The organism is Janthinobacterium sp. BCJ23 (assembly GCF_059617945.1).
Genome location: NZ_JCAQAW010000005.1, coordinates 264666 through 290755 on the forward strand (window position 1 = coordinate 264666; position 26090 = coordinate 290755).

Below are 26090 nucleotides of genomic sequence, written 5' to 3' on the forward strand. Positions count from 1 at the left end.
ATATTAGCGAAATACGACTGCATGCAAACTGTTTCCTGTCCCAGCTGCGGCGCGGAAGTCCGCTTCCGCTCGCACGCTTCCGTGCTCGCCGTGTGCGAGTACTGCCACAGCACCATCCTCAAGGACGCCGATTCCGTCAGGGACATGGGCAAGATGTCGGCCGTCCTGGAAGACTATACGCCGATCCAGATCGGCACGGCCGGCGTGCACGATGGCGTGCACTTCACCGTCGTCGGCCGCATCCAGCAGCGCTACAGCGCCGGCACGTGGAACGAGTGGTATCTGCTGTTCGACGATACAAGCACGGCATGGCTGGGTGATTCGTCCGGCCTGTACACCTTGACGCGCGAGCGCAGCACGCAAGATACCTTACCCGTCTTTGGCGAGCTGGCGCCGGGCAAGCGCTACACGATCTGCGGCGAGCCGTACACGGCGGCCGAGATCCGCAACGCCGAATGCATCGCCGGCCAGGGCGAATTGCCGTTCAAGGTGGGCGCCGGCTGGCGCATCCAGGTAGCGGACTTCCGCAACTACGCCAGCTTTGTCACGCTCGACTACACGGATGGCCCGCAACCGGTCGTCTACCAGGGCGTCGCCGTCACCCTGGATGGCTTGCAGTGCCAGCTGCTGCGCGACGACGACGCCATTGCCAAGAGCGCCGGCAAGTACCGCGGCAAGCTCGATGCGCTCGACTGCCCGTCCTGCGGCAGCGGCATCCACTATGTGCCCGGTGCGGCGGCGCAGCTGGTGTGCCCCGCCTGCCACGCGCAGCTCGACGCCAGCGGCCCGGAAGCGCAGGTGCTGGCCATCGGCAAGCAAGTGCACGACAACGCCGACATCTCCCTGGAACTGGGTGCCAGCGCGAAAATCAGCAATGTGGACTTCACGGTGATTGGCATGATGCGCCGCGCCGACGACGAAGGCAGCGAGTGGAACGAATACCTGCTGTACAACGCGCGCGCCGGCTTCTTCTGGCTGGTGGAGACGGACGATGGCTGGTCGCGCTCGAACGTGCTGCCGAACTGGCCCAACTGGGCATCGCTGGACGCCGATACCTGCACGCTCGATGGCGCCACCTATCGCAAACTGTATGACTACGGCTCGCAGGTCGTGTATGCGGCGGGCGCCTTCAACTGGAAGGTGGCCGTCGGCGACAGCACGCATGTGCATGAATTCGAGCAGGGACAGACCAAACTGGCGGCGGAGATCACCGGCGAGGAGATGACCTGGTCGCGCTCCGTGCCCGTCGCCTACGACCAGATGGCCGCCTGGTTCGGCGCCGCCTTCCATGGCGGCGACCGGGTGCGGAATATCCAGCTGAGCCACCGCGGCATCGCCAAGGTCTTCATCGTCATCGTGCTGGTGCTGAATGCGATCCCGATGTTCGTCTCATTCTCCAGTACCTTGATGTGGAGTTTGCTGGGCTGCCTGGCGCTGTTCCTGCCTGCCGCTTTTCTCGACAAGAATGCAAAGAATCCCCCATGAGTAAATACGTGATCTATGCCCTGATGGTGACCTTCAGTGTCACGGCCGCCAACTGGGTCCGCATGTTCAAGGTGGCCGGCAGCAGCAGCGGCAGCAGCTGGAGTTCGCGCACGGGCAGCGGCGGCGGCAGCTATGGCGGCGGCTCCAGCGGCGGCAGCCACAAATAAGCATGGCGTCCACACCGCATCTGCCCCTGGGCACCCATCTGCTGGCCGACCTGTCGGGCATCGCGCCGGAGCCTCTGCGCGACGGCGCCGAGCTCGAGCGCCTGCTGCGCGACGCCGCCATCGCGGCCGGCGCGCAAGTGCTGCACGGCCATTTCCACAGCTTTGGCCCGGGTCAGGGCGTCACGGGCGTGCTGCTGCTGGCCGAATCGCACATCTCGCTGCATACCTGGCCCGAGGTCGGCTTTGCCGCCGTCGACATCTTCATGTGCGGTGCGGCGCGGCCGCAGCTGGCGCTCGACATCATCAAGGATGCGCTGCAGGCCGCGCATTGCCAGCTGCAATCCATACGCCGTGCGCCGCCCGGGCATTCCTAGCGTCGCTGGTGGATCGCGTGGGGATCGCTTACACTGTCGGCTCATTCCCCAACCGTGACTCCCATGCGCCGTTCCGCCCTCCTTGCCTTGCCCCTGCTGCTGCTGGTTTCCGCCTGCGATGACTACACGGCGCCCAGCCTGTACCAGGCCACCACGCCCGAGTGCAAGACGTGGACGGAGGGCTCGCGTTTCGAGCTGCCGCGCGGTATCAGCATCTACGCCACGCCGCCCGTCACCCTGAAGGAAGGCGGCACGGAGCTGGCGCTGATTTTTACTTTGCCCGTCGGTACGCAAGCCAGTTTTACGCGCCTGTCCTTCCTGCTGGAAGAACCGAAACAGCCGCCCTTCGCGCAAGCCAAGATACTCACCATTTACCAGCGCGGCATGAACCAGAAGGCGGAGATCGTCGACGTCATCGAGCAGCTGCCCATCATGTTTTCCGCCGTCGGCAACAGCAAGGAAACGCAATGGCGCTTGCGATTGCAACTGCCGCGCCAGCTGCCGCAGCGCTTCGATCTGTCGATGCCCGACATGCTCGTCGGCGGCAAGCGCTATCCGGTGCGCACGTTTACGTACCGCTATTTCCCCGAGCGCCAGGCTTACGGCATGTGCAGCTAAGCCACACCCTCTGTTGACGGCGGCGCAGGCCGCTGGCACACTGGTGTTTTCCATCACACAACAGGAGTAGACAACATGCGCCATTCGGATACTGCCGTGCTGTCGGCTGCCTGATCACCGTTTTTCCCCGCTAAGATTTTTAGCCCGCACTTCCCCATACGCTGATCGCGTAGCCGACGTTCCCCTTCTTTCGTGCCAGTCATCGCGACTGGCGGTGCCTGCACGCGCAGGCTACACGTCCGCACGCGGACGACAGAATCTGGAATAACGCTACCATGATCGCATTCGATTTTGCACAACTACGCCTTATCGGGCTGCAGCAGGCCATCGCCAGCGCAGCCACCCAGCTCGACATCTCTTCCCCCGCCGCGCAGCTGATGCGCGTTTGCGCCGTGCACCGCGACAGCATCGGCGTGCACGACGGCATCCTGGAACAGCCGGCGCAGATCCTGCCGCGCCTGCTGCACGAACTGCAGGCACAGGACACCATCCTCACGGTGGGCGACTGCGTCGCCGCCGAAGCCGATGGTCACGGCACGCTGTGGATAACGGCGCACTTATCCCCAGTCACGCAGATCGCGCGGCGCGGCAATGACGGCCGGCGCCAACTGCTTGCCAGCAATGTCGATACGGCCCTGCTGGTGATGGGACTGGACGAGGATTTCAATCCGCGCCGCCTGGAGCGCTATCTGTCCATCGTGCTGGCAGCGCAAGTAACGCCCGTGGTGGTGCTGAGCAAGGCCGACGTGGCCGACGACGTGGCGGGCAAGCTGGCGCAGCTCAAGCACCGTCTGCCGCCACACGTGCCCCTGTTTGCCATCGATACGCGCCATGCGTATGACGTGGCCATCCTGGAACCCTGGTTGGGTGCAGGCCAGACCCTGGTGCTGCTCGGTTCATCGGGTGCCGGCAAGTCCAGCCTGACCAATACCTTGTGCGCGGTGGAGCAGGTAACCAACGGCGTGCGCCATGGCGACGGGCGCGGGCGCCACACGACGACGGCGCGCTCCCTGCACCTGTGTGCCAGCGGGGCCTGCATCATCGACACGCCGGGGCTGCGCAGCTGGCGCGCCGATGCCGATGCGGAAACGCTGGCCGCTACCTTTGACGACATCGCGGCGCTGGCGGCGGCGTGCCAGTTCCGCGATTGCCGGCATGCGAGCGAACCCGGTTGTGCCGTGCGTGGCGCCGTCGATGGGGACCGCCTGCGCAATTATCACAAGCTGCTGCGCGACGCCCGGCGCAGCGAGGAAACGCCGCTCGAGCGCATCGCCGCGCGCGCCAAGTGGAAGACGGTATTGAAGGCGGGACTGGAAAGGGGCAAGGACAAACGCCGCTAATTTTTACTGAAATTCGTTTGCTGAAAAAAAAGGCAGCCCGAAGGCTGCCTTTCTTGCGCGGCGCAGTGATTACATCTTGCGCAGCTTCTGGATCGCTGCCAGTTGCGCAATTGCGCTGGCCAGCTCGGCTTGCGCTTGCGCGTAGTCGATGCCCGAATCCTTGTTGTGGATATTTTCTTCCGCCAACTTCTTCGCTTCCAGCGCTTTCGCTTCGTCGAGGTCGTGACCGCGGATCGCGGTATCGGCCAGGACAGTCACGGTATCCGGTTGCACTTCCAGCAGGCCGCCGGCAACGAAGACGAACTCTTCTTCAGCCTGGCCGACTACCTTGATGCGGACCGCGCCCGGACGGATGCGGGTAATCAAAGGCGTGTGGCGTGGGTAGATACCCAGCTCGCCCTGTTCACCCGGCAACGCGACGAATTCTGCTTCGCCTGAAAAAATCAGTTCTTCAGCGGAAACCACGTCAACGTGAATTGTGTGTGCCATGTGTGTCCTATCGGGTTGAAGAACCCCGCCTTCTGAGGGGCGGGGTTAGGCCCAGACTTAACTTAGTTAAGTTTCTTGGCTTTTTCGATTGCTTCTTCGATCGTGCCGACCATGTAGAACGCTTGTTCCGGCAGGTGATCGAGTTCGCCCGAAGCGATCATTTTGAAGCCCTTGATCGTGTCTTTGAGCGAAACGTATTTACCAGGTGCGCCGGTAAAGACTTCAGCGACGTGGAAAGGCTGCGACAGGAAACGCTGCATCTTACGTGCGCGGGCGACCAGCAGTTTGTCTTCCGGTGCCAGCTCGTCCATACCCAGAATCGCGATAATGTCGCGCAATTCCTTGTAGCGTTGCAGGGTCGTTTGCACGGCACGCGCGGTGTCATAGTGCTCTTGACCAACGATCAACGGATCCAGCTGACGCGAGGTCGAATCCAGTGGGTCCACGGCTGGGTAGATACCCAGGGAAGCGATGTCACGCGACAGCGCAACGGTCGAATCCAAGTGAGCAAACGTGGTAGCAGGCGACGGATCGGTGTAATCATCGGCTGGAACGTAGACGGCCTGGATCGAGGTGATCGAACCGGTCTTGGTCGACGTAATACGCTCTTGCAGACGGCCCATTTCTTCAGCCAGGGTCGGTTGGTAACCCACAGCCGACGGCATACGGCCCAGCAGTGCCGAGACTTCGGTACCAGCCAGCGTAAAGCGGTAGATGTTGTCGACGAAGAACAGAACGTCTTTGCCTTCATCACGGAACGATTCAGCGATCGTCAGGCCGGTCAGCGCAACGCGCAGACGGTTACCTGGCGGTTCATTCATCTGACCGTAGACCATCGCGACTTTGGAATTCTCCGGGTTTTCCAGATCGACCACTTTCGCGTCAGCCATCTCGTGGTAGAAGTCGTTACCTTCACGAGTACGCTCACCAACACCGGCGAACACGGACACGCCGCTGTGCGCCTTGGCGATGTTGTTAATCAGTTCCATCATGTTCACGGTCTTGCCTACGCCAGCGCCGCCGAACAGACCAACTTTACCGCCTTTTGCAAACGGGCAAACCAGGTCGATCACCTTGATGCCGGTTTCCAGCAGTTCTTGCGATGGCGACAGTTCGTCGTATGCAGGAGCGGTGCGGTGGATCGACGCGATCTGCTCGTGCGACACGGGGCCGCATTCGTCGATCGGGTTGCCCAGCACGTCCATGATGCGACCCAGGGTTGCTTTACCGACTGGCACCATGATAGGTTTGCCGGTGTTCTGGATCATCATGCCGCGACGCAGGCCATCGGACGAGCCGAGTGCAATGGTACGGACAATGCCGTCGCCCAACTGCTGTTGTACTTCCAGGGTCAGTTCCGAGCCTGCCATCTTCAAGGCATCAAATACCTTAGGCATCGCGTTGCGGGGAAACTCAACGTCCACCACAGCGCCGATACACTGAACGATTTTGCCATCAGCCATGTTCGTTCCTTCAATATAGTTAAATTCGTTTAAACCGCAGCCGCACCGGCGACGATTTCGGAGAGTTCTTTGGTAATCGCAGCTTGGCGGGTCTTGTTGTAGATCAGCTTCAATTCGCCGATCACACTACCCGCGTTGTCGCTTGCAGCTTTCATCGCGACCATCCGTGCCGATTGCTCGGACGCCAGATTCTCCGCGACTGCCTGGTACACCAGCGCTTCTACATAGCGCTCCAGCAATTCGTCGATGATGCTTTGTGCATCCGGCTCGTAGATGTAATCCCACGAGTGTGCGCTCTTGTCGGCGACCATCTTGTCGGCCGTCAGGGGCAGCAATTGCTCCACGACTGGTTCCTGTTTCATCGTGTTGATGAATTTGGTGTAGCACAGGTACACTGCATCGATCTTGCCTGCCTGGAACTCTTCGAGCATGACCTTGACGGGTCCGATCAGTTTGTCCAGGTGGGGCGTATCACCGGTCTGAATGGCAGAGGCGACGATCTTGACGCCGATGCGATTCAAAAAACCCAAACCCTTGTTACCGATGGCAACTGCTTCAACCCGGTTGCCAGCTGCTTCCAGCTCGCGCGACTTCGACGTCACCTGGCGCAGGATGTTGGTATTCATGCCGCCGCACAGACCTTTGTCGGTCGTGACAACGATGAAACCCACTGCCTTCGCTTGCGTACCCTGGGCAGCTGCCAGGAACGGGTGCGTGTATTCCGGATTGGCGGTCGCCAGATTGGCGGCGATATTCCGAATCTTGTCACTGTAGGGACGAGCGGCCCGCATCCGGTCTTGCGCCTTGCGCATTTTGGACGCGGCGACCATTTCCATCGCCTTGGTGATCTTCTTCGTATTCTCTACGCTCTTGATCTTGCCTCGTATCTCTTTGCTTGATGCCATGAGTCCTTACTCCTTCTGCGCGTAGGGCGGCGCCTCACTCGAGGTGGGCGCCGCCTGGCCGCTTAATATGCGCCGGATTTCTTGAAATCAGCAATGGCCGCCGACAGAGTTGCTTCGCTGTCTTTGTCGAGTTGCTTGGTTTCTTCGATCTTGGCCAGCAGAGCAGCTTGCTTGGTCTTCATGTAAGCGTGGACACCAGCTTCGAACGACAGCACTTGCTTGACTGGCACGTCGTCCATGAAGCCTTTGTTCACCGAGAACAGCGATACGGCCATCAGCGAGATCGACAGTGGCGAGTATTGGGCTTGCTTGAGCAATTCCGTTACGCGGGCACCACGGTCCAGCTGCTTGCGGGTCGATTCATCGAGGTCCGAAGCGAACTGCGCAAACGCGGCCAGTTCACGGTACTGCGCCAAGTCGGTACGGATACCGCCGGACAGGTTTTTGATGACCTTGGTCTGGGCGGCGCCACCGACGCGCGATACGGAAATACCGGCGTTAATTGCAGGACGGATACCGGCGTTGAACAGCGAGGTTTCCAGGAAGATCTGACCGTCGGTAATCGAAATCACGTTGGTTGGAACGAATGCGGACACGTCGCCAGCTTGCGTTTCAATGATCGGCAGTGCCGTCAGGGAACCGGTCTTGCCTTTGACGGCGCCGTCGGTGAACTTCTCGACGTAATCGGCGTTCACGCGTGCTGCGCGTTCCAGCAGACGGCTGTGCAGGTAGAACACGTCGCCTGGGTACGCTTCGCGACCTGGTGGACGGCGCAGCAGCAGCGAGATTTGACGGTATGCAACAGCTTGTTTGGACAGATCATCGTAGACGATCAGTGCATCTTCACCGCGGTCACGGAAGTATTCGCCCATGGCGCAACCGGAGTACGGCGAGATGTATTGCATGGCGGCCGATTCCGAAGCGGAAGCGGCGACAACGATGGTGTATTCCATCGCGCCGTGCTGTTCCAGCGAGCGCACGATGTTCTTGATCGACGAGGCTTTTTGGCCAATCGCGACGTAGATACACTTCATGCCCTGGCCTTTTTGATTGATGATCGCATCAATCGCCACAGCCGACTTGCCGGTTTGACGGTCGCCGATGATCAGTTCGCGCTGGCCGCGGCCAACTGGAACCATCGCATCGATCGACTTCAGGCCGGTTTGCATCGGTTGCGAAACGGACTCACGGGCGATCACGCCCGGTGCGATTTTTTCAATCGCGGCCGTCAGTTTGGTTTCGATGGCGCCTTTGCCGTCGATCGGCTGACCCAGCGCGTTGACAACGCGGCCGAGCAGCTCAGGACCGACTGGCACTTCCAGAATGCGGCCGGTGCATTTCACCGTGTCGCCTTCGGAGATGTGCTCGTAGGCACCCAGAATCACGGAACCGACGGAGTCGCGTTCCAGATTCATTGCCAGGCCAAACGTGTTGCCTGGGAATTCCAGCATCTCGCCTTGCATCACGTCCGACAAACCGTGGATGCGGCAGATACCGTCGGCGACGGAAATAACCGTGCCTTGATTACGCACTTCAGCGCCGCCGTCAAGACCTTGGATCCGGCTCTTGATCAACTCGCTGATTTCAGATGGGTTGAGTTGCATACTAACTCCTAAAAGTGTTTCTCTCAGCTTGCGCGAGGGGTAAGGGTCTGTCTAAGCTGGCCTGCCGAAGCGCGTGTCTTACGACACCAGTGCAGCGTGCAGTTGCTGCAACTTGGCGCGCACCGAGGTATCGAGCACCTGGTCGCCAACGACCACGCGCACGCCGCCGAGCAGCGATGGATCCACTGTGACGGCAGGGTTGAGCTTACGACTGAATTTCTTTTCCAGCGTTGCGACCAGCTCGGCCGTTTGGCCTTCGCTCAGATCGAAAGCGCTCGTGATCTCGGCGTCAGCCGCACCTTCCAGGCCATTTTTCAAGGCATGGAATTGCGCGCCGATTTCCGGCAGCAGGCTGATGCGGCCATTTTCGATCAACATCGTGACGAAGTTTTTCACTTCCTCATTGAGCGGCGATTTCAACAACGACAGGATGGTGGCGGCGACGTCGCTTTCCGAAACTTTCGGATTGCGCGCGTACGCCTGTACCTCGGGGTGGCTACCGATCTGTGCCAGTTCGGACACCAGCTCGGACCACGCCGCGAGGTTGCTTGACTCCTTACCAGCTTGGGCTACGCGGAACAAAGCTTCCGCGTAGGGACGGGCGACGGTTGCGAGTTCTGCCATGATTACAGCTCGACAGCAAGACGCTGCAACATTTCGGCGTGAGCCGTAGCGTTAACTTCACGCTTCAAGATCTGCTCGGCACCCTTGACAGCCAGGTCAGCCACCTGAGCGCGCAATTGTTCGCGTGCTTTCGACAGTTGCTGTTCGGCGTCCGACTGGGCTTGCGCAATGATACGCGCAGCTTCAGCTTGTGCATTTTGCTTGATCTCTTCAGCAACCAGCTGCGCGCGCTTTTCAGCGTCCGCAACGCGTTGCGACGCTTCTTCACGTGCACTGTTCAATGCCTCTTGCGCACGCTTTTCAGCGACTGCCATCGAAGCTTGACCTTGATCGGCCGCAGCCAATCCATCCGCGATTCGTTTGGCACGCTCATCCAGCGCATTGTTCAGCGCTGGAAATACGAACTTCATCGAGAACCAGACCAACACCGCGAAGGTGATCATCTGGCCGATGAGCGACATATTGATGTCCATACCTTTGCTCCTAACTAAAAGTTTCTCCTAGGGTTGGAGCGAATTACTGAGCAACAGCCGTCAGAGCGGACAGGAACGGGTTAGCGAACGTGTACAGCAGAGCAACACCAACGCCGATCATCGAAATAGCATCCAGCAGACCAGCGATAACGAACAGTTTGGTTTGCAGTTGTGGCATCAGTTCTGGTTGACGTGCCGAAGCTTCCAGGAATTTGCCACCCAAGATAGCGAAGCCCAGAGCGGTGCCGATTGCGGCCAGGCCGATGATGATTGCTGCTGCCAGAACGGTCATGCTTTGTACTTGTGCGATCAGAGCTTGCATAAAATTCTCCTAAATTTAAAAACGAAAGATACTAAAAAAACAAAATATAAAGTTAATGATTAATGTTTCTCAACCGCAAGGCTCAGATACACAACCGTCAACGCCATAAACACAAAAGCTTGCAAAGTTACAATCAAGATATGGAAAATTGCCCATGGACCACCCAACGCCCACTGTGCCCACCAAGGCAACAACGCGATCAAGATGAAAATCAGTTCGCCGGCATACATATTGCCGAACAGTCGCAGCGACAGGGAGATCAGTTTTGCAACCAGCTCAACCATTTGCAGCAAGAAATTGACAGGTGCCAGGGCGATCGTGCCGATCAGGCCGCTCGCGTGGAACGGTGCCGTGAACAGTTCCTTGATCCAGCCGCCCAGGCCCTTGGCCTTGATCGAGAAGGCGATCACGCACAGCACGACCGACAGCGACATGGCGAAGGTGTGGTTGACGTCGGCGGTCGGCACGGCGCGCAGTTTATGCACGCCAAACCAGCTCAGAATCTTCGGCAACAGGTCAACCGGCAGGAAGTCCATCGCGTTCAGCAACCAGACCCACACAAAAATTGTGATGGCCAGCGGCGCGATGACCTTGCTTTTCGCGTGGAAGGCCCCATTAATAGTGTCATTGACGATTTCCATGACCATTTCGACGAAGTTTTGCAACTTGCCGGGGACACCAGCCGTCGCGCGGCGCGACGCCATATAGAAAACAGCCAGGAAAACAAAGCCCAGAATGGCCGAAATCCAGAACGTATCCAGATTGATCATGCCGTCGGCACTTCTCAGGTGGGCCAGATGGTGACTGATGTATTCTGTGGCGTTGGCCGGGGCAGCATGGCCCGCTTCAATAGCGTGTTCTGTGGTCATAATGAATTTAGATTTGTCGTTTCAGAGCTCAACAGGCCCCAAAACCAATGATTAAACAGCGAGCAATGAAAACCAGTATGCTAAGGTTGCCACCGCGAAACCCAAGATCAGCCATAACCAGGCGGCCGACTGAAACAACACCAGTGCCAATATAAACAGCACCGCTGTGATAAATATTTTCACCACTTCTGCGCGCAAATGCGCCCGGAATGCCTTATTGGCGTCGCTAGAACCGCGAACCACCAACAGGGCATACACCAGGCTACCGATGACTGCGATAGCGCCGCCGTATGCGGCGGACCAGCCTCTGACACTGCCACCGAAAAACAGGGTGACCGTGGCAAAACTGATAGCGATTGCTAGCTGCAAGGCAACTACTTTGTAGACTGGCTTGGCAATACTTTGTTGTGAATCACTCAATTGCCAAGTTCCCAGAAAAATCTACACACGCAAAGACACGGGATTATAGTTGGCTTTGATCTATAGAGTCAAACGTTGCTGCACCGCAGCAGGGCAATTGCTGCGTGAAACTGACGCTTTACCGACTATTCGCCGCCATTTGCACCACTATATGGCAAAGCCGCTTGTCTGGCCGCTCCCAGCCGTGTTATCAAGGAATCACGTGGTGCATCCGGAAAGCATGGCCCGATTGTCCACACCCGCATGGCCCCTGTCTTTGCAGCTTGCTATTTAACCACGCAAGCGGGTCAACAAACCATCCAGTACGTCAAGATCGGCAAAATCAATCACCAATTGGCCACGGCCCTTGTTGCCCATCTTGAACACCACGGGCGTGGCCAGTGCATCGGACAGCTCTTCTTCCAGGCGCGCGATGTCGCCGGACTTTTCCTTTTGCCGCGGCTCGACCGGGTTGGCCGCTTCCTCGACCGTGCGCGTGACGAGCTTTTCCGTCTCGCGCACGGACAGGCGCTTGGCCACGACCTGGTTCGCCAGGGTGATCTGGCTGGCCGCATCGACGGCCAGCAGCGCGCGCGCATGACCCATGTCGATATCGCCGGCCATCAGCATGGTTTGCACGGGAGCGGCCAGGTTCATCAAACGCAACAGGTTCGACACGGCGCTGCGCGAGCGTCCCAGCGCAGTGGCCGCTTGCTCATGCGTAAAACTGAAGTCGGCGATCAGGCGGTGAATGCCCTGCGCTTCTTCCAGGGGATTGAGGTCTTCGCGCTGGATATTCTCGATCAGCGCCATGGCCGCGGCGGCCAGGTCGTCCACATCGCGCACCAGCACCGGCACTTCCGTCAGGCCGGCCAGTTGCGAGGCGCGGAAACGGCGTTCGCCGGCGATGATTTCATATTTGACAAGTCCGCTCAAGGTGTCTTGCCCGATCGGGCGCACCAGGATCGGCTGCATCAGCCCTTGCGCCTTGATCGAGGCGGCCAGTTCGTTCAAGGCCCCCTCGTCCATGCGCGTGCGCGGCTGGTATTTGCCCGCTTGCATTTGCGACACGGGCAAGTTCGACGGTTGATTCGTGTCCGGACTGGCGAAGTCGCCACCGCCGCCGCCCAACAGGGCGTCGAGTCCGCGGCCCAGTCCTTTTAATTTTTTCGTAGCCATACTGTCCTAATCGTGTTTTCAGAGTAAGCGCTCACACCGTATCGTGCAGACGCTCGCCCCTTGTTTACATATGTTTGATGCGTTCGACCATCTCGGCGCCGAAGGCGATATACGCCTGCGCACCTTTCGAGCTCGGGTCGAAGGTCACGCCGGGCAAACCGTACGACGGCGCTTCGGCCAGGCGCACGTTGCGCGGGATGATGGTATTGAACACCTTGTCGCCGAAGTGCTGTTCCAGCTGGGCCGACACTTGTTGCGATAATGTCATGCGTGGATCGAACATCACGCGCAGCAGGCCGATGATCTTCAAGTCCGGGTTCAGATTGGCGTGCACCTTCTTGATGGTGTTGACCAGGTCGGACAAGCCTTCCAGCGCGTAGTACTCGCACTGCATCGGGATGATCACGCCATGCGCGGCGCACAGGCCGTTCAGGGTCAGCATCGATAATGCCGGTGGGCAATCTACCAGGATGAAATCGTATTCGCCGTCCACTTCGGCCAGCGCATCCTTGAGGCGGCGTTCGCGGTTGTCGAGCTCGACCATCTCCACTTCCGCGCCGGCCAGCTCGCGGTTCGACGGCAAGACATCGAAGCGCCCCGCTTCCGAACGCTGGCGTGCCGTCTTGACATCGGACTCGCCCAGCATCACTTCATAGGTCGACGCCTTCAGGCCGGCCTTGTTGATGCCGGCACCCATGGTCGCATTGCCCTGCGGGTCGAGGTCGACCAGCAGCACACGCTGGTTCAACTTGGCCAGACCGGCGGAGAGGTTGACGCTTGTTGTGGTTTTACCAACACCACCCTTTTGATTTGCTACACAAAAAATTTTGGCCATGTATCTTCTAGTTGTAAAGAGATGCAAACTTCATCACGCGCCCCGGCATTCGGCCGAAACGATTTATACTGTTTATTTCATTTATACGATATAAATCGTTTATACGGTTTATATTATTTATACCGTATAAACTGTTTATCTCATTTATTTTTTGACTTTTAAATTCTTGCTATAAAGACCAGATGACGCTCTGCATTTAGCCCTGGCACCTGGATTGCTCGTAATTCCGTCACTTTCCAGTCCGCCGGCAATCGCTCTCTCTCGTCTGGTGGTGCCACCCCTTTCAAGGCGATGTATTGCCCGCCCTCGGCCAGTACGTGGTTCGACCAGTTGACGAAGTCGGACAGGTCGGCAAAGGCACGCGAGGTGATCACGTCGAATTTCTGCTGCACTTCCAGCTGTTCCACCCGTTTCGTGTACACGCTAACGTTGCTCAAGCCCAGTTCGGCCTTCACTTGCGTCAAAAAAGCCGTCTTTTTATGCACGGTATCGATCATCGACACCTTGATATCGGGCCGCGCGATGGCCAGGACCATGCCCGGCAAGCCACCGCCGGCGCCCACGTCGAGCACATTCTTTGCATCCGCGAACGCCGGCACGGCGGCCAGCGAATCGAGCACGTGCAGGGTCAGCATCTGCATAGGATCGCGCACCGACGTCAGGTTGTACACGCTATTCCATTTGGCCAGCAAGGCCAGGTAATCGAGCAGTTTTTCCGTCTGATCCGCGCTCAGGTCCAGCCCCAGCGCGGCGATGCCTTCATTCAAAATAGGGGCCAATGCGGCCCGGTCAAACTGCTTCATTCAACAACCTCGTCCTTTAAAGTGGTGGTGTGCGCGGCGCCAAAGCCGCGCTTTTTCAGGTGCACCAGCAGCAGCGAAATGGCCGCCGGCGTCACGCCCGAAATGCGCGATGCCTGGCCCAGGGTTTCCGGGCGCTGCTTGTCGAGTTTTTGCCGCACTTCGACCGACAGTGCGCCGATATCGAGATAATTGAAACCTTCCGGCAAGGCCAGGTTTTCATAGTGTTCGTGGCGCTCGATTTCCTTGCTCTGGCGCTCGATGTAGCCCGCATATTTGAGCTGGATTTCCACCTGTTCGCGCACGGCGGGATCCATCACGCCGGGGCCGGCCAGGGCCTGGCCTTCCATGCCCGTCATGCTCATCAGGGTATCGTAGGCGACGTTCGGGCGGCACAGCAGGTCCGCCAGCGAGTACTCGCGCTCGATGGCCTGGCCCACGATGCGTTCCGATTCGGCGGCCGCCAGGATGCGCGGATTGACCCACGTGGAACGCAGGCGCTGCAGTTCCAGCGCCACCGCTTCGCGCTTGGTCTCGAACGCTTGCCATTGGGCGTCGCCGACGCAGCCCAAAGCGCGGCCGATTTCCGTCAACCGCATGTCGGCATTGTCTTCGCGCAGGCTCAAACGGTACTCGGCGCGGCTGGTGAACATGCGGTACGGTTCCTGCACGCCCTGGGTGATCAGATCGTCGACCAGCACGCCCAGATAGGCCTCGGAGCGGCCCGGTACCCAGGCTTCCTTGTCCTGCGTCAGCAAGGCCGCATTCAGGCCCGCCAGCATGCCTTGCGCGGCCGCTTCTTCGTAGCCGGTGGTGCCGTTGATCTGGCCTGCGAAGAACAGGCCGGCGACGGCCTTCGTTTCCAGCGACGCTTTCAAGCCGCGCGGGTCGAAATAATCGTATTCGATGGCGTAGCCGGGACGCAGGATATGGGCGTTTTCCATGCCCTTCATCGATTGCACCAGGGCGATCTGCACGTCGAACGGCAGGCTCGTGGAGATACCGTTCGGATAAAACTCATGCGTCGTCAAGCCTTCCGGCTCGAGGAAGATCTGGTGCGATTCCTTGCCCGAGAAACGGTGGATCTTGTCTTCGATCGAGGGGCAATAACGGGGGCCGACGCCTTCGATCACGCCCGTGTACATGGGGCTGCGGTCCAGGCCGGCGCGGATGATGTCATGCGTCTGGCTATTCGTGTGCGTGACCCAGCACGGCACCTGGCGCGGGTGCATGGCCGTGTTCCCCATCACGGAGAACACAGGCACGGGATCGAGGTCGCCCGCCTGTTCTTGCATGACGGAAAAGTCGATCGTACGGCCATCGATGCGCGGCGGCGTCCCCGTTTTCAAACGGCCCTGCGGCAGTTTCAGCTCTTTCAGGCGGGCCGACAGCGAGATGGCGGGCGGGTCGCCGGCGCGGCCAGCCGAATAATTATTCAAGCCCACGTGGATCTTGCCGTCGAGGAAAGTACCGGCCGTCAGCACGACGGCGCGCGCAAGAAACTTCAAGCCAATCTGCGTCACGGCGCCGACGACCCGGTCGCCTTCGACGATCAGGTCATCGACGGCTTGCTGGAACAGCCACAGATTCGGCTGGTTTTCCAGGCGCGTGCGGATGGCGGCCTTGTACAAAATACGGTCGGCCTGGGCGCGCGTGGCGCGAACTGCCGGGCCTTTCGAGGAATTCAGGATGCGGAACTGGATGCCGGATTCGTCGGTGGCGATCGCCATCGCGCCGCCCATGGCATCGACTTCCTTGACCAGATGGCCCTTGCCGATGCCACCGATGGAGGGGTTGCACGACATCTGGCCCAGAGTCTCAATATTATGCGTGAGCAATAGCGTCTTCTGCCCCATGCGGGCGGAAGCGAGGGCCGCCTCGGTACCGGCGTGACCACCGCCGACAACGATGACGTCGAATTCTGTAGGAAATAACATGATAAATAGGTAACAGTGCAAGTAAAAATGCGGGAAGAGAGCTCCGATTATAGAGTCTTTTTGCAAGCGCAACCTTGCACGGGCCAATTTTTGCTTAATTTTTACTCAGCACGGGCAAGTCAACGGTGATTTTTGTTTCACGTGGAACACGCGGCGGTGCCAGGACAGGGCCCGCGCTGGGGCTGCAGCGTCCGGCAATGTTTGCTACAATTGCCGCATCGTTCGCATCCGTGGCCACGCCTGTGGCCATCGTGACGATCATCCAGGAGGACGGCCTCCCCCATCATGGGAACACACCGGGACGGCCCGCTCTGTATAAGGAGCCGCCATGGCCTGGATACTGTTACTTATTGCCGGCATGTTTGAAGTCGTGTGGGCATATTCGATGAAACTCTCCGAGGGTTTCACCAAACTCGCTCCCTCCGTCATTACCATCGTCATGATGATCGCCAGCTTCGGCTTGCTGTCGCTGGCCATGCGCACCCTGCCCCTGGGCACGGCCTATACGATCTGGACGGGCATCGGCGCCGTCGGCGCCTTTATCATCGGCATCGTTTTTCTGGGCGAGCAAGTCAACACCATGCGCGTGTGCGCCGCCGTCCTCATCGTGTGCGGCATCGTGCTGATGAAACTGTCATCGAGCCACTGAGAGGAATTCCCATGCTCCTCGAAAACTATTTTCCCGTCCTCCTGTTCATTCTGATCGGTATCCTCGTCGGCATCGTGCCCATGCTGCTGGGGCGCGCGCTCGGTCCGCACAAACCGGATGCACAAAAACTGTCGCCGTACGAATGCGGCTTCGAGGCATTCGGCGACGCCCGCATGAAATTCGACGTCCGCTTCTATCTGGTCGCCATCCTGTTCATCCTGTTCGATATCGAGGTGATCTTCCTGATGCCGTGGGCGGCCAATGTCAACGAACTGGGCCTGGTCGGTTTCCGGGCCGTCATGGGCTTTCTCGCCGTGCTGACCATCGGACTAGTCTACGAGTGGAAGAAAGGCGCGCTGGACTGGGAGTAAGCGACGGATCTGGTTCCACGTGAAACAGGCGCGGGGCTGGAAAGCGGAGTAAGCTTGGCTTCTGTCCTCACTGTCAGGAGTCTGCATGTCCGCCTTCCAGTTTCGCACCGTGCCCCATCTGATCGTTGAACCGGGCGCCGCCGCCCAACTGGGCACGCACATCGCCCACCACTTCCCCAGCGTGCGCCGCGCCCTGCTCGTCACCGATGCGGGCTTTTTGCGCACGGGCCTGGCCGATGCTCCCTTGCACAGCTTGCAGTCGGCCGGCATCGAAGTCCACGTCTTTTCCGACGTGCAAGCCGATCCGCCCGAAGCCGTCGTGCTGGCCGGTGTGGCCCAGGCTCAGATGTTTCACGTGGAACTGATTATCGGCCTCGGTGGCGGCAGCTCGCTGGACGTGGCCAAGCTGATCGCCGTACTGGCGCCAGGCCACCAGGAATTGGCGCAACTGTATGGCATCGGCAATGTTCACGGCCCGCGCCTGCCCCTCGTGCAATTGCCGACCACGGCCGGCACGGGCTCGGAAGTGACGCATATCGCCATCGTCACCACGGGCGCCACCAGCAAGATGGGCGTGGTCGCGCCGCAACTGTATGCGGACCTGGCCATCCTCGACGCCAGCCTGACCCTGGGTTTGCCGCCCGCCGTGACGGCCGCCACGGGCATCGACGCCATGGTGCATGCGATCGAAGCGTACACCAGCCGCCTGCAGAAAAATCCCTTGTCCGACATGCTGGCCACCCAGGCGCTGTCGCTGCTGTCCAGCAATCTGCTTACCGCCTGCCGCGATGGCGCCAACGTGCCGGCGCGCCAAGCCATGCTGCTGGGCGCCATGCTGGCCGGCCAGGCGTTTGCCAACGCGCCCGTCGCCGCCGTGCATGCGCTCGCCTATCCCATCGGGGGACTGTTCCACGTGCCACATGGCCTGTCGAATGCCCTGGTGCTGCCGCACGTGCTGCGTTTTAACTTGTCCCATGCGGCCCCGCTGTATGCGCAACTGGCGGCCATCCTGCAGCCCGGCATAACTGGTAGCGAGGAAGCGCGGGCCGTGGCCCTGATCGAGGCCATGCAGGACATTGCCGTGGCCACCGGCATCGCGCGCACGCTGCGCGAAGTGGGCATCGCAGCCGGCGACCTGGACCGGCTGGCCGATGAAGCCATGCTGCAGACGCGCTTGCTAGGCAACAATCCCCGCCCCGTCACGCGCGCCGACACGCGCGCCATCTATGCGGCCGCATTGTGAGCCAGCAGACGGAGTCCGCCAACCCACCCTGCTACACTGCCGCCATGACGCCTCCCGACATCCCCATCCATCCTGACAGCACCAGCTTTCCACACGGTGCCTGTGCCGGCTGCCACGACAGCGCGCCGCTGCCGTTCGCCTTCGAGTATGCGTATCAGCCCATCGTCGACCTGGCCACGCGCAGCATCTATGCGCACGAGGCGCTGGTGCGTGGCCCCAACGGTGAAAGCGCGGCCAGCGTGCTGGCGCAAGTGAACGACGACAACCGCTACCGCTTCGACCAGGCTTGCCGCGTCAAGGCCGTGGCCGGTGCGGCACGGCTGGGCATGCAGGGATTTCTGTCGATCAACTTCCTGCCCAACGCCGTCTACCGTCCTGAAGTGTGCATCCGCAGCACTCTGGAAGCGGCCAAGCTCCATCACTTCCCCACCGATAAAATCATCTTTGAAGTGACGGAAGGCGAACGGGTGCAAGACCGTCCCCACCTGGTCGAGATCTTCCGCGCCTATCGCCGCTTCGGTTTCCTGACAGCCATCGATGATTTCGGCGCCGGCTATGCGGGCTTGAACTTGCTGGCCGAATACCAGCCCGACATCATCAAGATCGACATGGACCTGGTGCGCGGCATCGATACGCACACGCCGCGCCAGGCCATCGTGCGGGCCATCGCCAGCCTGTGCCAGGAGCTCGGTATCCGCGTGCTGGCCGAAGGCATCGAGACGCGCGCCGAGCGCGATTTTCTTTCCGGCTGCGGCATTTCCCTGATGCAGGGCTATTGGTTTTCCAAGCCCGTCTTCCAGGGACTGGGTCACATCGCCGAGTCGGCCTGGGAATAAAAACGGCCACGTGAAACGTGGCCGCAGCTTCTACATACGATATAGCCTAGTTGGGAATATCGACGACAGTGCCCGCCACACTGATGACATTGCCGGGCGCTGGCACCGTGGCGATCGCTGGTACGTTGACATTCGTGATCAAGGTCGACGCATCGGCGCGCGTCACCGTGCGCACCACCTGCGATGGCGGCAAGGCTTGCTTGGCATTCAAGTGCGCATACATGGCGTCCAGCGCCCGGTTCAGGTACACATGCAGCGGCACGATCAAGGTCGGCAAGGCGCTACTGAAAGAATCGAAATGGTTGGCGTTGGTTACCTCGATATAGCGCAACTGGCTGTTCGCCCCCTCCACGGCGGCGTTCAGTCCCAGATAGGCGCGCGACGCGTGATTGACGGGTATCAGGGTATCGCTGCGCCCGTGCACGACGATGGCTGGCTTGCCATTCAATTTGCCGCTGGCCGCGACCTCGGCCATGCCTGCCCGCACGCGCACGCTTTGCGTGGCCAATGTCCCTTGCAAGTTGGCGCCGCTGGCGGTGTCGCGCCCCGTCGCCAGGCTGCGCAGGCACAGGAAGCCGTCGAGCGACTGGTCCGCCAGGCTGTTTGACGGCGACACGCCAGCTGTGTACACCTTGGCGCCGCCCACGCTGTTCTCGTACACGACATTGCCGAGGATGCCGTTTTGCGCGGCAAAGCTGGCCGCCTTTTGCACCGACGTGAACGCGATCGGATTGCCGCTGCCGTCCGTCTGCGCAAACGTGAAACCGCACACTTTATCGGTCACGGAGAATTTGCCGTAGGCATACGCATACGTGACGGCCACGAGGATGTTCGTGCCCGCATGCGCTGCCTGCAAGGGATCGGAATCGGCCAGCCAGCCATATGCACGCAAGCGCTGCTTGGCGTCCGCCTGCTGCGCCGCCAGGTCGGCGCCGTTCAATAGCCCCTTGGCGACGAGCGCCGTGCAGCGTCCCGCATTGCCCGCCACGGAAGCAATGCACGGCTGATACAGGGCCGCATAGGTGGCGTAGTCGAACAGCGCACGGCCGGGATTGGCCACCGCCGCCCCGCCCTGGCGCACGGTGTAGGCGCTCGATGCCGCCGGCTGGACTTGCGGCTCGCTGGCCGCCACGCCGCTGATCAAGCCCTTGCTATCCTGCTCCGCCGCCAGCAAGGCCGAGCCGGCGCCGTTGGAAATGCTCGAGGCGATCGTGATGATGTTCTTCGGCGTCAGCCGCACGATGCGCGAACTGCCGTCGCGGGCCAGCACGCCATAGCGCTCGTTCAACACGTAATACGCCATCTCGACGGCCTGCAAGGTGACCTTGCCCCACTCCTTCTCCGGATTTTGCTGCGAGTGCGCATGCTTGAAGGCGATGCGGTTCGGGTTGGTGCCAGCCCAGGCCAGCCGCTCGGCGTCGCTCAGGTCCGGCGCGAAGAGCGCATTCTTGCCGGCGGCCACCCTGCCCGCGCGCAGGCCGTTCTGCAGGTTGACGCTGTCGTCCTCGAACACATACAAGCCCGTGCCGGAACCCTTGTCCGCATACGCCACGGCGCAGCCTTTTTTCAAGCCCCATTCACCGGAGCTGCCGATGGCGCCGTAGATGCCGCGCGAGCCGCTCGACGTGCCCGTGACGATGCAGGCATGGTCGGGGTCGAAGCTGGCCGGCACCTGCACCATCAAGGTAACATTCTTCTTGCCCGTGCCATCATCGGCATAGGCGATGTATTCACTGCCCGCGACCAGGCCCTCGCCCGTACCCACGTTGCCGGACGCATCCACGTTCGGTCCGTACAGGGTGCCGTAGCCGCTGTTGGCGGCAATGTCGAGCACGGCGCGGTAATTGGCGTAGATGGCATTGCGACGCAGTTCAAGCGGCGTCGGCTGTTCCACGTTCGCATACGCGGGCGCGGCGCCCGCCAGCCCCGTCTTGCCGAGGCCAGCCGTCAGCAGATCGTTCGTCTTGCCGTCGTAGTCGGCCCGCGTGATGGTGCCCAGGTAGCCGGGCATCTGGTTCAGTTCTTCCGGCGCATGGTTGCTGCCGCAGGCTGCCAACGCCAGCACGGTGCACAGACTGCTCCCCGCGCGCATGATCGTCATTTGCATGGTGGTACTCTCCGTTGAAGTAACAGTGGACGCACAATGAAAAACGCCGGACGATCCGTCCGGCGTTGCTTGAAAATCAGACCGCGGCTTTGGCAGCCCTGCCGCCGAAGCGCGCGATGGCTTCGCCGACAATACCGCGCCGGAACATCAGCACGCAGATGACGAAGATCACGCCCGTCACCATGCCCACCGATTCGCCCAGGGTGCCGAACCACTCGATGCCCGTGTGCGTGGCCAAATAGGTACCGACATCGCCCAGCTTGTTTTCCAGCGCAATGATCAGCACGGCGCCGAGGATGGGGCCGGACAAGGTGCCCATGCCGCCCACCAGGGTCATCAGCACGACCAGGCCCGACATGCCCCAATAGACATCGGTCAGGGTTTCAAAGCCCAGCACCAGGGTCTTGGTCGCGCCGGCCAGTGCTGCCAAGGAAGCGGACAACACGATGGCCATCAGCTTGTACTTGTTGACGTCGTAGCCGAGCGAGATGGCGCGCGGTTCGTTTTCCTTGATCGCCTTGAGCACCTGGCCGAACGGCGAGTGGATGGTGCGCACGATCAAAGCGAAGCCGGTGACAAAGATGGCCAGCACCACGTAGTACAAGACGGTGTCGTTGCCCAGGTCTATCGTGCCGAGCAAGGTTCCACGTGGAACACCCTGCAAGCCATCCTCGCCACCCGTGAACGGCAGTCGCAAGGCCAGGAAGTACACCATCTGCGCCAGCGCCAGGGTGATCATCGTAAAGTAGATGCCCTGGCGGCGGATCGCCAGGCCACCGATCACCAGGCCCAGCAAGGCGCCCGTGGCGACACCAGCCAGCAAACCGAGTTCCGTTGGCCAGCCCCAGGTGCGCAGCGCGTAACCGGTGACATAGCCGGCGCCGCCAAAAAACGCCGCGTGGCCGAACGACAGCAAGCCCGTATAGCCGATCAGCAAGTTGAACGCGCAGGCAAACAGGGCAAAGCACAGCAACTTCATCAGGAAGACGGGATAGCCGTAAAACGGGGCCGCCAACGCCAGCAGCAAGGCAATGGCGTAGCCTACATTCTTATTCATCGTGGTAGCTCCAATACATGACTGATGAGGATTACTTTTCTTTGCCGAACAGGCCGGCGGGACGCAGCAGCAGCACGATAACCATCACCACGAACACCACGGTGGCCGAGCCTTCAGGGTAGAACACGCGGGTCAGGCCCTCGATCACGCCCAGGCCCAGGCCCGTCAGGATGGAGCCCATGATGGAACCCATGCCGCCAATCACCACCACGGCAAACACGACGATGATCAGGTTCGAGCCCATCAGCGGCGAAACCTGGATGATCGGCGCCGCCAGCACGCCGGCGAAACCGGCCAGCGCCACGCCGAAGCCGAACGTCAACGTCACCATCAGCGGCACGTTGATGCCGAACGCTTCCACCAGTTTCGGGTTTTCCGTGCCGGCCCGCAGGTAGGCCCCTAATTTGGTTTTCTCGATGACGAACCAGGTGGCCAGGCACACGGAGAGCGATGCGATCACCACCCAGGCGCGGTAGTTCGGCAAGATCATGAAACCGAGGTCCGTCGCGCCGGCCAGCGCTTCGGGCACGGCATACGGCTGGCCCGAGACGCCATAAAACGAGCGAAACACGCCTTCCATGATCAGGGTGATGCCGAAGGTCAGCAGCAAGCCATACAGGTGGTCGAGTTTATACAGCCAGCGCAGCATGGTCTTTTCGATCAGGATGCCGACCAGGCCGACGAGGATCGGGGCGATGACGAGCATGGCCCAGTAATTGATGTCGAAATAGCTGAGGCCCATCCAGGCCAGGAAGGCGCCCATCATGTACATGGCGCCGTGCGAGAAATTAATAACGTTAAGCAAGCCGAAGATGACGGCCAGACCGAGGGACAACATGGCATAGAACGAGCCGTTGACGAGACCCAGCAGCAGCTGGCTCATCATCGCTTGTATTGGAACGCCGAAAATTTCCATGGCATCACAGTATAAAAAGCACCGCCGGATAGCGGTGTGGTATCAAGGGAAACGCGCCGCCGCAAACGGGTGCGGCGGCGCAAGGCGAACCCTGCGGGCGAAGCATGCAGGACAGAGCGCCCGCGCGCAGGCGGGCACTCTGTGGAGGTTGCTACAGCGTTACTTCCACAGCGAACACTTCGACTCGGCCTTGGTCACATATGCTTGCGCGCCGGGCACGGTGGCGACTACCTTGTAGTAATCCCATGGGTATTTCGACTCGGACGGTTTCTTCACTTCCATCAAGTACATATCGTGCACCATGCGGCCATCGGGACGCACTTCGCCATTCTGGGTGAACATGTCGTTGATCTTGGTCTTTTTCAGGTAGGCCATGACCTTCTCGGTGTCATCCGTACCGATTGCCTTGACGGCTTTCAGGTAGTTGGCCGCCGCCGAATAGTCGGCCGCCTGCAGCATCGATGGCTCTTTCTTCATCTTGGCGAAATAACGTTTCGACCAGGCGCGCGTGTCCGCATTCAAGTCCCAGTACCAGCCATCCGTCAGGTACATGCCCTGCGTCAGGTTCAGGCCCAGCGAATGGATGTCATTGATGAAGATCAGCAGGCCGGCCAGTTTCATCGATTTCGTCAAGCCGAACTCGTTGGCCGCCTTGATGCTGTTGATGGCGTCGCCACCGGCATTCGCCAGGCCCAGGATTTGCGGCTTGGACGATTGCGCCTGCAGCAGGAAGGACGAGAAATCCGAAGCGCCCAGCGGATGCTTGACGCTGCCCAGCACCTTGCCGCCGGCCGCCTTGACGACCTCGGCCGTGTCTTTTTCCAGCGAGTGGCCAAACGCATAATCTGCCGTCATGAAATACCAGTTCTTGCCGCCCTGCTTGACGATGGTGCCGCCCGTACCGCGCGCCAGCGCCACCGTGTCGTAGGCGTAATGCACGGTGTACGGCGTGCACTCTTCATTCGTCAGGCGCGAGGAGCCGGCGCCGATGGCGATGAAGATTTTTTTCTTTTCCGCCGCCACCTTGGCCATGGCCAGGCTGGCGCCGGAATTGGTGCCGCCGATCAGCATGTCGACGCCCTGCTGGTCAAACCATTCGCGCGCTTTCGAAGCGGCGATGTCGGCCTTGTTTTGATGGTCGGCGGAAATGAATTCCACCTTTTTGCCGGCCAGTACGACGCCGGCATCGGCGATCGCCATCTTGATGGCTTCCGCGCCGCCGAGGCCGTCGACGTCGGAATACACGCCCGACATGTCGGAAATAAAACCGATCTTGATGGTGTCGCCCGATACCTGGGCGTGCGCGGCAGCGGAAAAGCCCAATGCGCAAAGAGTGGCGGTGGCAATGGCGATAGCGTTACGTTTCATGGTGTCTCCGTTGGGATTATTGTTTGCTATTCAGTCGATTGCTGACGATGGACGCTTACAAGATATACGCGTACTACAAGGGGACTACACGCCAAGCAGCTCGGTCAATACCGGCATCTTGGCCTCCAGTTCGGATGCAGCAAAAGTCTCGACAATCTGACCGTGCTCCATCACATAAAACCGGTCCGCCAGCGGCGCGGCAAACCGGAAATTCTGTTCCACCATGACAATGGTGTAGCCCTTCGCTTTCAGGGTGGTAATCATGCGCGCCAACCCTTGCACGATGACGGGCGCCAGGCCTTCGGAAATTTCATCGAGCAGCAGCAGGCGCGCGCCCGTGCGCAGGATGCGCGCCACGGCCAGCATCTGCTGTTCCCCGCCCGACAGGCGCGTGCCCTGGCTATGCCGGCGTTCCTGCAAGTTCGGGAACATGGCGTAGATTTCCTCCACCGACATGCCCTTCTCGCCGCTGGCCAGGGTCGGCGGCAGCAGCAGGTTTTCCTCGGTCGACAGCGAAGAAAAAATACCGCGCTCTTCGGGACAATACCCGATGCCCAGGTGGGCGATTTTGTGCGTGGCCAAACCTATCGCTTCGACGCCATTGACTTTGATGGAGCCTGTACGGGCGCCCGTCAGCCCCATGATGGCGCGCAAGGTGGTCGTGCGGCCGGCGCCGTTGCGGCCCAGCAAAGTGACCACTTCGCCCTGCGCCACTTTCAGGTTCACGTCGTGCAGGATGTGCGATTCGCCATACCAGGTGTGCAGTTGCGTAATTTCCAGCGCGGGTGCGCCGCCATTCACTTGTGTCGCCATCAATGCGCCCCTTCCAGTTCCGCGTGGGTGGTGCCCATGTACGCTTCCATCACTTGCGGATTGCGCGACACTTCCGCATAACTGCCTTCGGCCAGCATGGCGCCACGCTGCAGGACGGAAATCTTGTCGCAGATGCCAGAGACCACGCTCATATTGTGTTCCACCATCAAAATCGTGCGGCCAGCCGACACTTTTTTGATCAGTTCCGTCACGCGGTGCACGTCTTCGTGGCCCATGCCTTGCGTCGGTTCGTCGAGCAGCATCATTTCCGGCTCCATCGCCAGGGTGGTGGCAATTTCCAGCGCCCGCTTGCGCCCGTACGGCATGTCGACCGTGATGGTATCGGCAAACTCCGTCAGGTCGACCTCGGCCAGCAAGGCCATGGCACGGTCGTTGAGCTGGTTCAATGCCCGTTCGCTTTGCCAGAAGTGGAACGAGGTACCGAGCTGGCGCTGCAAGCCGATACGCACATTCTGCAGCACGGATAAATGGGGGAAGACAGCGGAAATCTGGAAGGAACGGATCACGCCCATGCGCGCGATCTGGGCCGGTTTGGCGGCCGTGATATCTTTCCCATTGAACAGGATCTGTCCGGAAGTGGGGACCAGGAATTTGGTGAGCAAGTTAAAACACGTGGTCTTGCCGGCGCCGTTCGGACCGATCAAGGCGTGGATATGGCCGCGCTCTACCTTCAGGTTCACGTCGCTCACAGCGGTGAAACCCTTGAATTCCTTGGTCAAATTTCTTGTTTCCAAGATTACGTTTGACATCGTGTCTCCTAGTTGTACTTTTTGTACTACTTAGTCATTTTTATAATACACAACTTAAATTTAACGCACAATACAGT

28 protein-coding genes are annotated in these 26090 nt (G+C 60.1%); 9 read left to right on the forward strand and 19 right to left on the reverse strand.

Annotation, left to right across the window (positions count from 1 at the left end):
• Positions 1–21: 21 nt before the first annotated feature.
• The 5 genes from AC54AG_RS18135 to rsgA all read left to right on the forward strand — a co-directional run bounded on the left by AC54AG_RS18135 (position 22) and on the right by rsgA (position 3984).
• The gene (locus tag AC54AG_RS18135) at positions 22–1485 is read left to right on the forward strand and encodes a DUF4178 domain-containing protein (RefSeq protein ID WP_496631168.1); all 1464 of its coding nucleotides are present in this window, start codon (positions 22–24) and stop codon (positions 1483–1485) included.
• Positions 1482–1652 (forward strand): hypothetical protein, encoded by a 171-nt coding sequence (locus AC54AG_RS18140; protein WP_157814714.1) that lies wholly within the window; start codon positions 1482–1484, stop codon positions 1650–1652. The genes AC54AG_RS18135 and AC54AG_RS18140 overlap by 4 nt, the downstream gene beginning before the upstream one ends.
• 2 nt (positions 1653–1654) lie before the next feature.
• Positions 1655–2026: an adenosylmethionine decarboxylase gene (gene speD, locus AC54AG_RS18145; protein ID WP_496631170.1), complete on the forward strand. Its 372-nt coding sequence runs from the start codon at positions 1655–1657 to the stop codon at positions 2024–2026.
• Positions 2027–2089: 63 nt separating this feature from the next.
• The gene (locus AC54AG_RS18150; protein ID WP_034752711.1) at positions 2090–2644 is read left to right on the forward strand and encodes a hypothetical protein; all 555 of its coding nucleotides are present in this window, start codon (positions 2090–2092) and stop codon (positions 2642–2644) included.
• A 275-nt stretch (positions 2645–2919) separates the two neighbouring features.
• On the forward strand, positions 2920–3984 hold the full coding sequence (gene rsgA / locus AC54AG_RS18155) for a ribosome small subunit-dependent GTPase A (protein ID WP_496631172.1): 1065 nt from the start codon (positions 2920–2922) through the stop codon (positions 3982–3984).
• A 69-nt stretch (positions 3985–4053) separates the two neighbouring features.
• On the opposite strand, the gene AC54AG_RS18160 is transcribed toward rsgA, so the two are convergent.
• From AC54AG_RS18160 to mnmG, 13 genes are all read right to left on the reverse strand, one after another.
• On the reverse strand, positions 4054–4473 hold the full coding sequence (locus AC54AG_RS18160) for a F0F1 ATP synthase subunit epsilon (RefSeq protein ID WP_034752707.1): 420 nt from the start codon (positions 4471–4473) through the stop codon (positions 4054–4056).
• 62 nt (positions 4474–4535) lie between these two features.
• A complete protein-coding gene (gene atpD / locus AC54AG_RS18165) occupies positions 4536–5936 on the reverse strand; it encodes a F0F1 ATP synthase subunit beta (RefSeq protein ID WP_034752705.1) in 1401 nt (466 codons plus the stop codon).
• Between the two features lie 29 nt (positions 5937–5965).
• Positions 5966–6841 carry a F0F1 ATP synthase subunit gamma gene (gene atpG, locus AC54AG_RS18170; protein ID WP_072456005.1) on the reverse strand — a complete coding sequence of 292 codons (876 nt, stop codon included), beginning with the start codon at positions 6839–6841 and terminating at the stop codon, positions 5966–5968.
• Between the two features lie 62 nt (positions 6842–6903).
• On the reverse strand, positions 6904–8445 hold the full coding sequence (gene atpA / locus AC54AG_RS18175) for a F0F1 ATP synthase subunit alpha (RefSeq protein ID WP_034752701.1): 1542 nt from the start codon (positions 8443–8445) through the stop codon (positions 6904–6906).
• A 78-nt stretch (positions 8446–8523) separates the two neighbouring features.
• Entirely contained in the window at positions 8524–9069 is a 546-nt protein-coding gene (locus AC54AG_RS18180; protein ID WP_034752699.1) for a F0F1 ATP synthase subunit delta, read from the reverse strand.
• Between the two features lie 2 nt (positions 9070–9071).
• A complete protein-coding gene (locus tag AC54AG_RS18185; RefSeq protein WP_034752697.1) occupies positions 9072–9542 on the reverse strand; it encodes a F0F1 ATP synthase subunit B in 471 nt (156 codons plus the stop codon).
• Positions 9543–9585: 43 nt separating this feature from the next.
• Positions 9586–9864 carry a F0F1 ATP synthase subunit C gene (gene atpE / locus AC54AG_RS18190; protein ID WP_034752695.1) on the reverse strand — a complete coding sequence of 93 codons (279 nt, stop codon included), beginning with the start codon at positions 9862–9864 and terminating at the stop codon, positions 9586–9588.
• 59 nt (positions 9865–9923) lie between these two features.
• Positions 9924–10733, reverse strand: coding sequence for a F0F1 ATP synthase subunit A (atpB, locus tag AC54AG_RS18195; RefSeq protein ID WP_046681851.1), 810 nt, complete (start codon positions 10731–10733; stop codon positions 9924–9926).
• 51 nt (positions 10734–10784) lie between these two features.
• On the reverse strand, positions 10785–11153 hold the full coding sequence (locus AC54AG_RS18200; protein ID WP_034752692.1) for an ATP synthase subunit I: 369 nt from the start codon (positions 11151–11153) through the stop codon (positions 10785–10787).
• Between the two features lie 270 nt (positions 11154–11423).
• A complete protein-coding gene (locus tag AC54AG_RS18205; protein WP_034752690.1) occupies positions 11424–12311 on the reverse strand; it encodes a ParB/RepB/Spo0J family partition protein in 888 nt (295 codons plus the stop codon).
• Between the two features lie 64 nt (positions 12312–12375).
• Positions 12376–13146, reverse strand: coding sequence for a ParA family protein (locus tag AC54AG_RS18210; RefSeq protein ID WP_034752687.1), 771 nt, complete (start codon positions 13144–13146; stop codon positions 12376–12378).
• 158 nt (positions 13147–13304) lie between these two features.
• Positions 13305–13949 carry a 16S rRNA (guanine(527)-N(7))-methyltransferase RsmG gene (gene rsmG, locus AC54AG_RS18215; RefSeq protein WP_496631176.1) on the reverse strand — a complete coding sequence of 215 codons (645 nt, stop codon included), beginning with the start codon at positions 13947–13949 and terminating at the stop codon, positions 13305–13307.
• Positions 13946–15883: a tRNA uridine-5-carboxymethylaminomethyl(34) synthesis enzyme MnmG gene (gene mnmG / locus AC54AG_RS18220; RefSeq protein ID WP_319992001.1), complete on the reverse strand. Its 1938-nt coding sequence runs from the start codon at positions 15881–15883 to the stop codon at positions 13946–13948. The genes rsmG and mnmG overlap by 4 nt, the downstream gene beginning before the upstream one ends.
• Before the next feature lie 328 nt (positions 15884–16211).
• On the opposite strand from mnmG, the gene sugE reads away from it, so the two are divergent.
• From sugE to AC54AG_RS18240, 4 genes are all read left to right on the forward strand, one after another.
• Positions 16212–16532 carry a quaternary ammonium compound efflux SMR transporter SugE gene (gene sugE / locus AC54AG_RS18225; protein WP_456129607.1) on the forward strand — a complete coding sequence of 107 codons (321 nt, stop codon included), beginning with the start codon at positions 16212–16214 and terminating at the stop codon, positions 16530–16532.
• Between the two features lie 11 nt (positions 16533–16543).
• Positions 16544–16903, forward strand: coding sequence for an NADH-quinone oxidoreductase subunit A (locus AC54AG_RS18230; RefSeq protein ID WP_456129608.1), 360 nt, complete (start codon positions 16544–16546; stop codon positions 16901–16903).
• An 85-nt stretch (positions 16904–16988) separates the two neighbouring features.
• Positions 16989–18146: an iron-containing alcohol dehydrogenase gene (locus AC54AG_RS18235; protein WP_496631179.1), complete on the forward strand. Its 1158-nt coding sequence runs from the start codon at positions 16989–16991 to the stop codon at positions 18144–18146.
• 44 nt (positions 18147–18190) lie between these two features.
• On the forward strand, positions 18191–18982 hold the full coding sequence (locus AC54AG_RS18240; protein WP_496631181.1) for an EAL domain-containing protein: 792 nt from the start codon (positions 18191–18193) through the stop codon (positions 18980–18982).
• A gap of 46 nt (positions 18983–19028) precedes the next feature.
• Here AC54AG_RS18240 and AC54AG_RS18245 read toward each other — a convergent pair whose 3' ends face one another.
• The 6 genes from AC54AG_RS18245 to AC54AG_RS18270 all read right to left on the reverse strand — a co-directional run bounded on the left by AC54AG_RS18245 (position 19029) and on the right by AC54AG_RS18270 (position 26013).
• The gene (locus AC54AG_RS18245) at positions 19029–21089 is read right to left on the reverse strand and encodes a 3-hydroxybutyrate oligomer hydrolase family protein (RefSeq protein ID WP_496631182.1); all 2061 of its coding nucleotides are present in this window, start codon (positions 21087–21089) and stop codon (positions 19029–19031) included.
• A 76-nt stretch (positions 21090–21165) separates the two neighbouring features.
• Positions 21166–22146 carry a branched-chain amino acid ABC transporter permease gene (locus AC54AG_RS18250; RefSeq protein WP_496631184.1) on the reverse strand — a complete coding sequence of 327 codons (981 nt, stop codon included), beginning with the start codon at positions 22144–22146 and terminating at the stop codon, positions 21166–21168.
• A gap of 31 nt (positions 22147–22177) precedes the next feature.
• Positions 22178–23062, reverse strand: coding sequence for a branched-chain amino acid ABC transporter permease (locus AC54AG_RS18255; protein WP_034752662.1), 885 nt, complete (start codon positions 23060–23062; stop codon positions 22178–22180).
• 159 nt (positions 23063–23221) lie between these two features.
• Positions 23222–24430 (reverse strand): ABC transporter substrate-binding protein, encoded by a 1209-nt coding sequence (locus AC54AG_RS18260; RefSeq protein WP_034752659.1) that lies wholly within the window; start codon positions 24428–24430, stop codon positions 23222–23224.
• An 84-nt stretch (positions 24431–24514) separates the two neighbouring features.
• Positions 24515–25243, reverse strand: coding sequence for an ABC transporter ATP-binding protein (locus AC54AG_RS18265; protein WP_034752656.1), 729 nt, complete (start codon positions 25241–25243; stop codon positions 24515–24517).
• On the reverse strand, positions 25243–26013 hold the full coding sequence (locus AC54AG_RS18270; RefSeq protein ID WP_034752653.1) for an ABC transporter ATP-binding protein: 771 nt from the start codon (positions 26011–26013) through the stop codon (positions 25243–25245). Before AC54AG_RS18270 ends, AC54AG_RS18265 begins: the two co-directional genes overlap by 1 nt.
• Positions 26014–26090 lie beyond the last annotated feature (77 nt).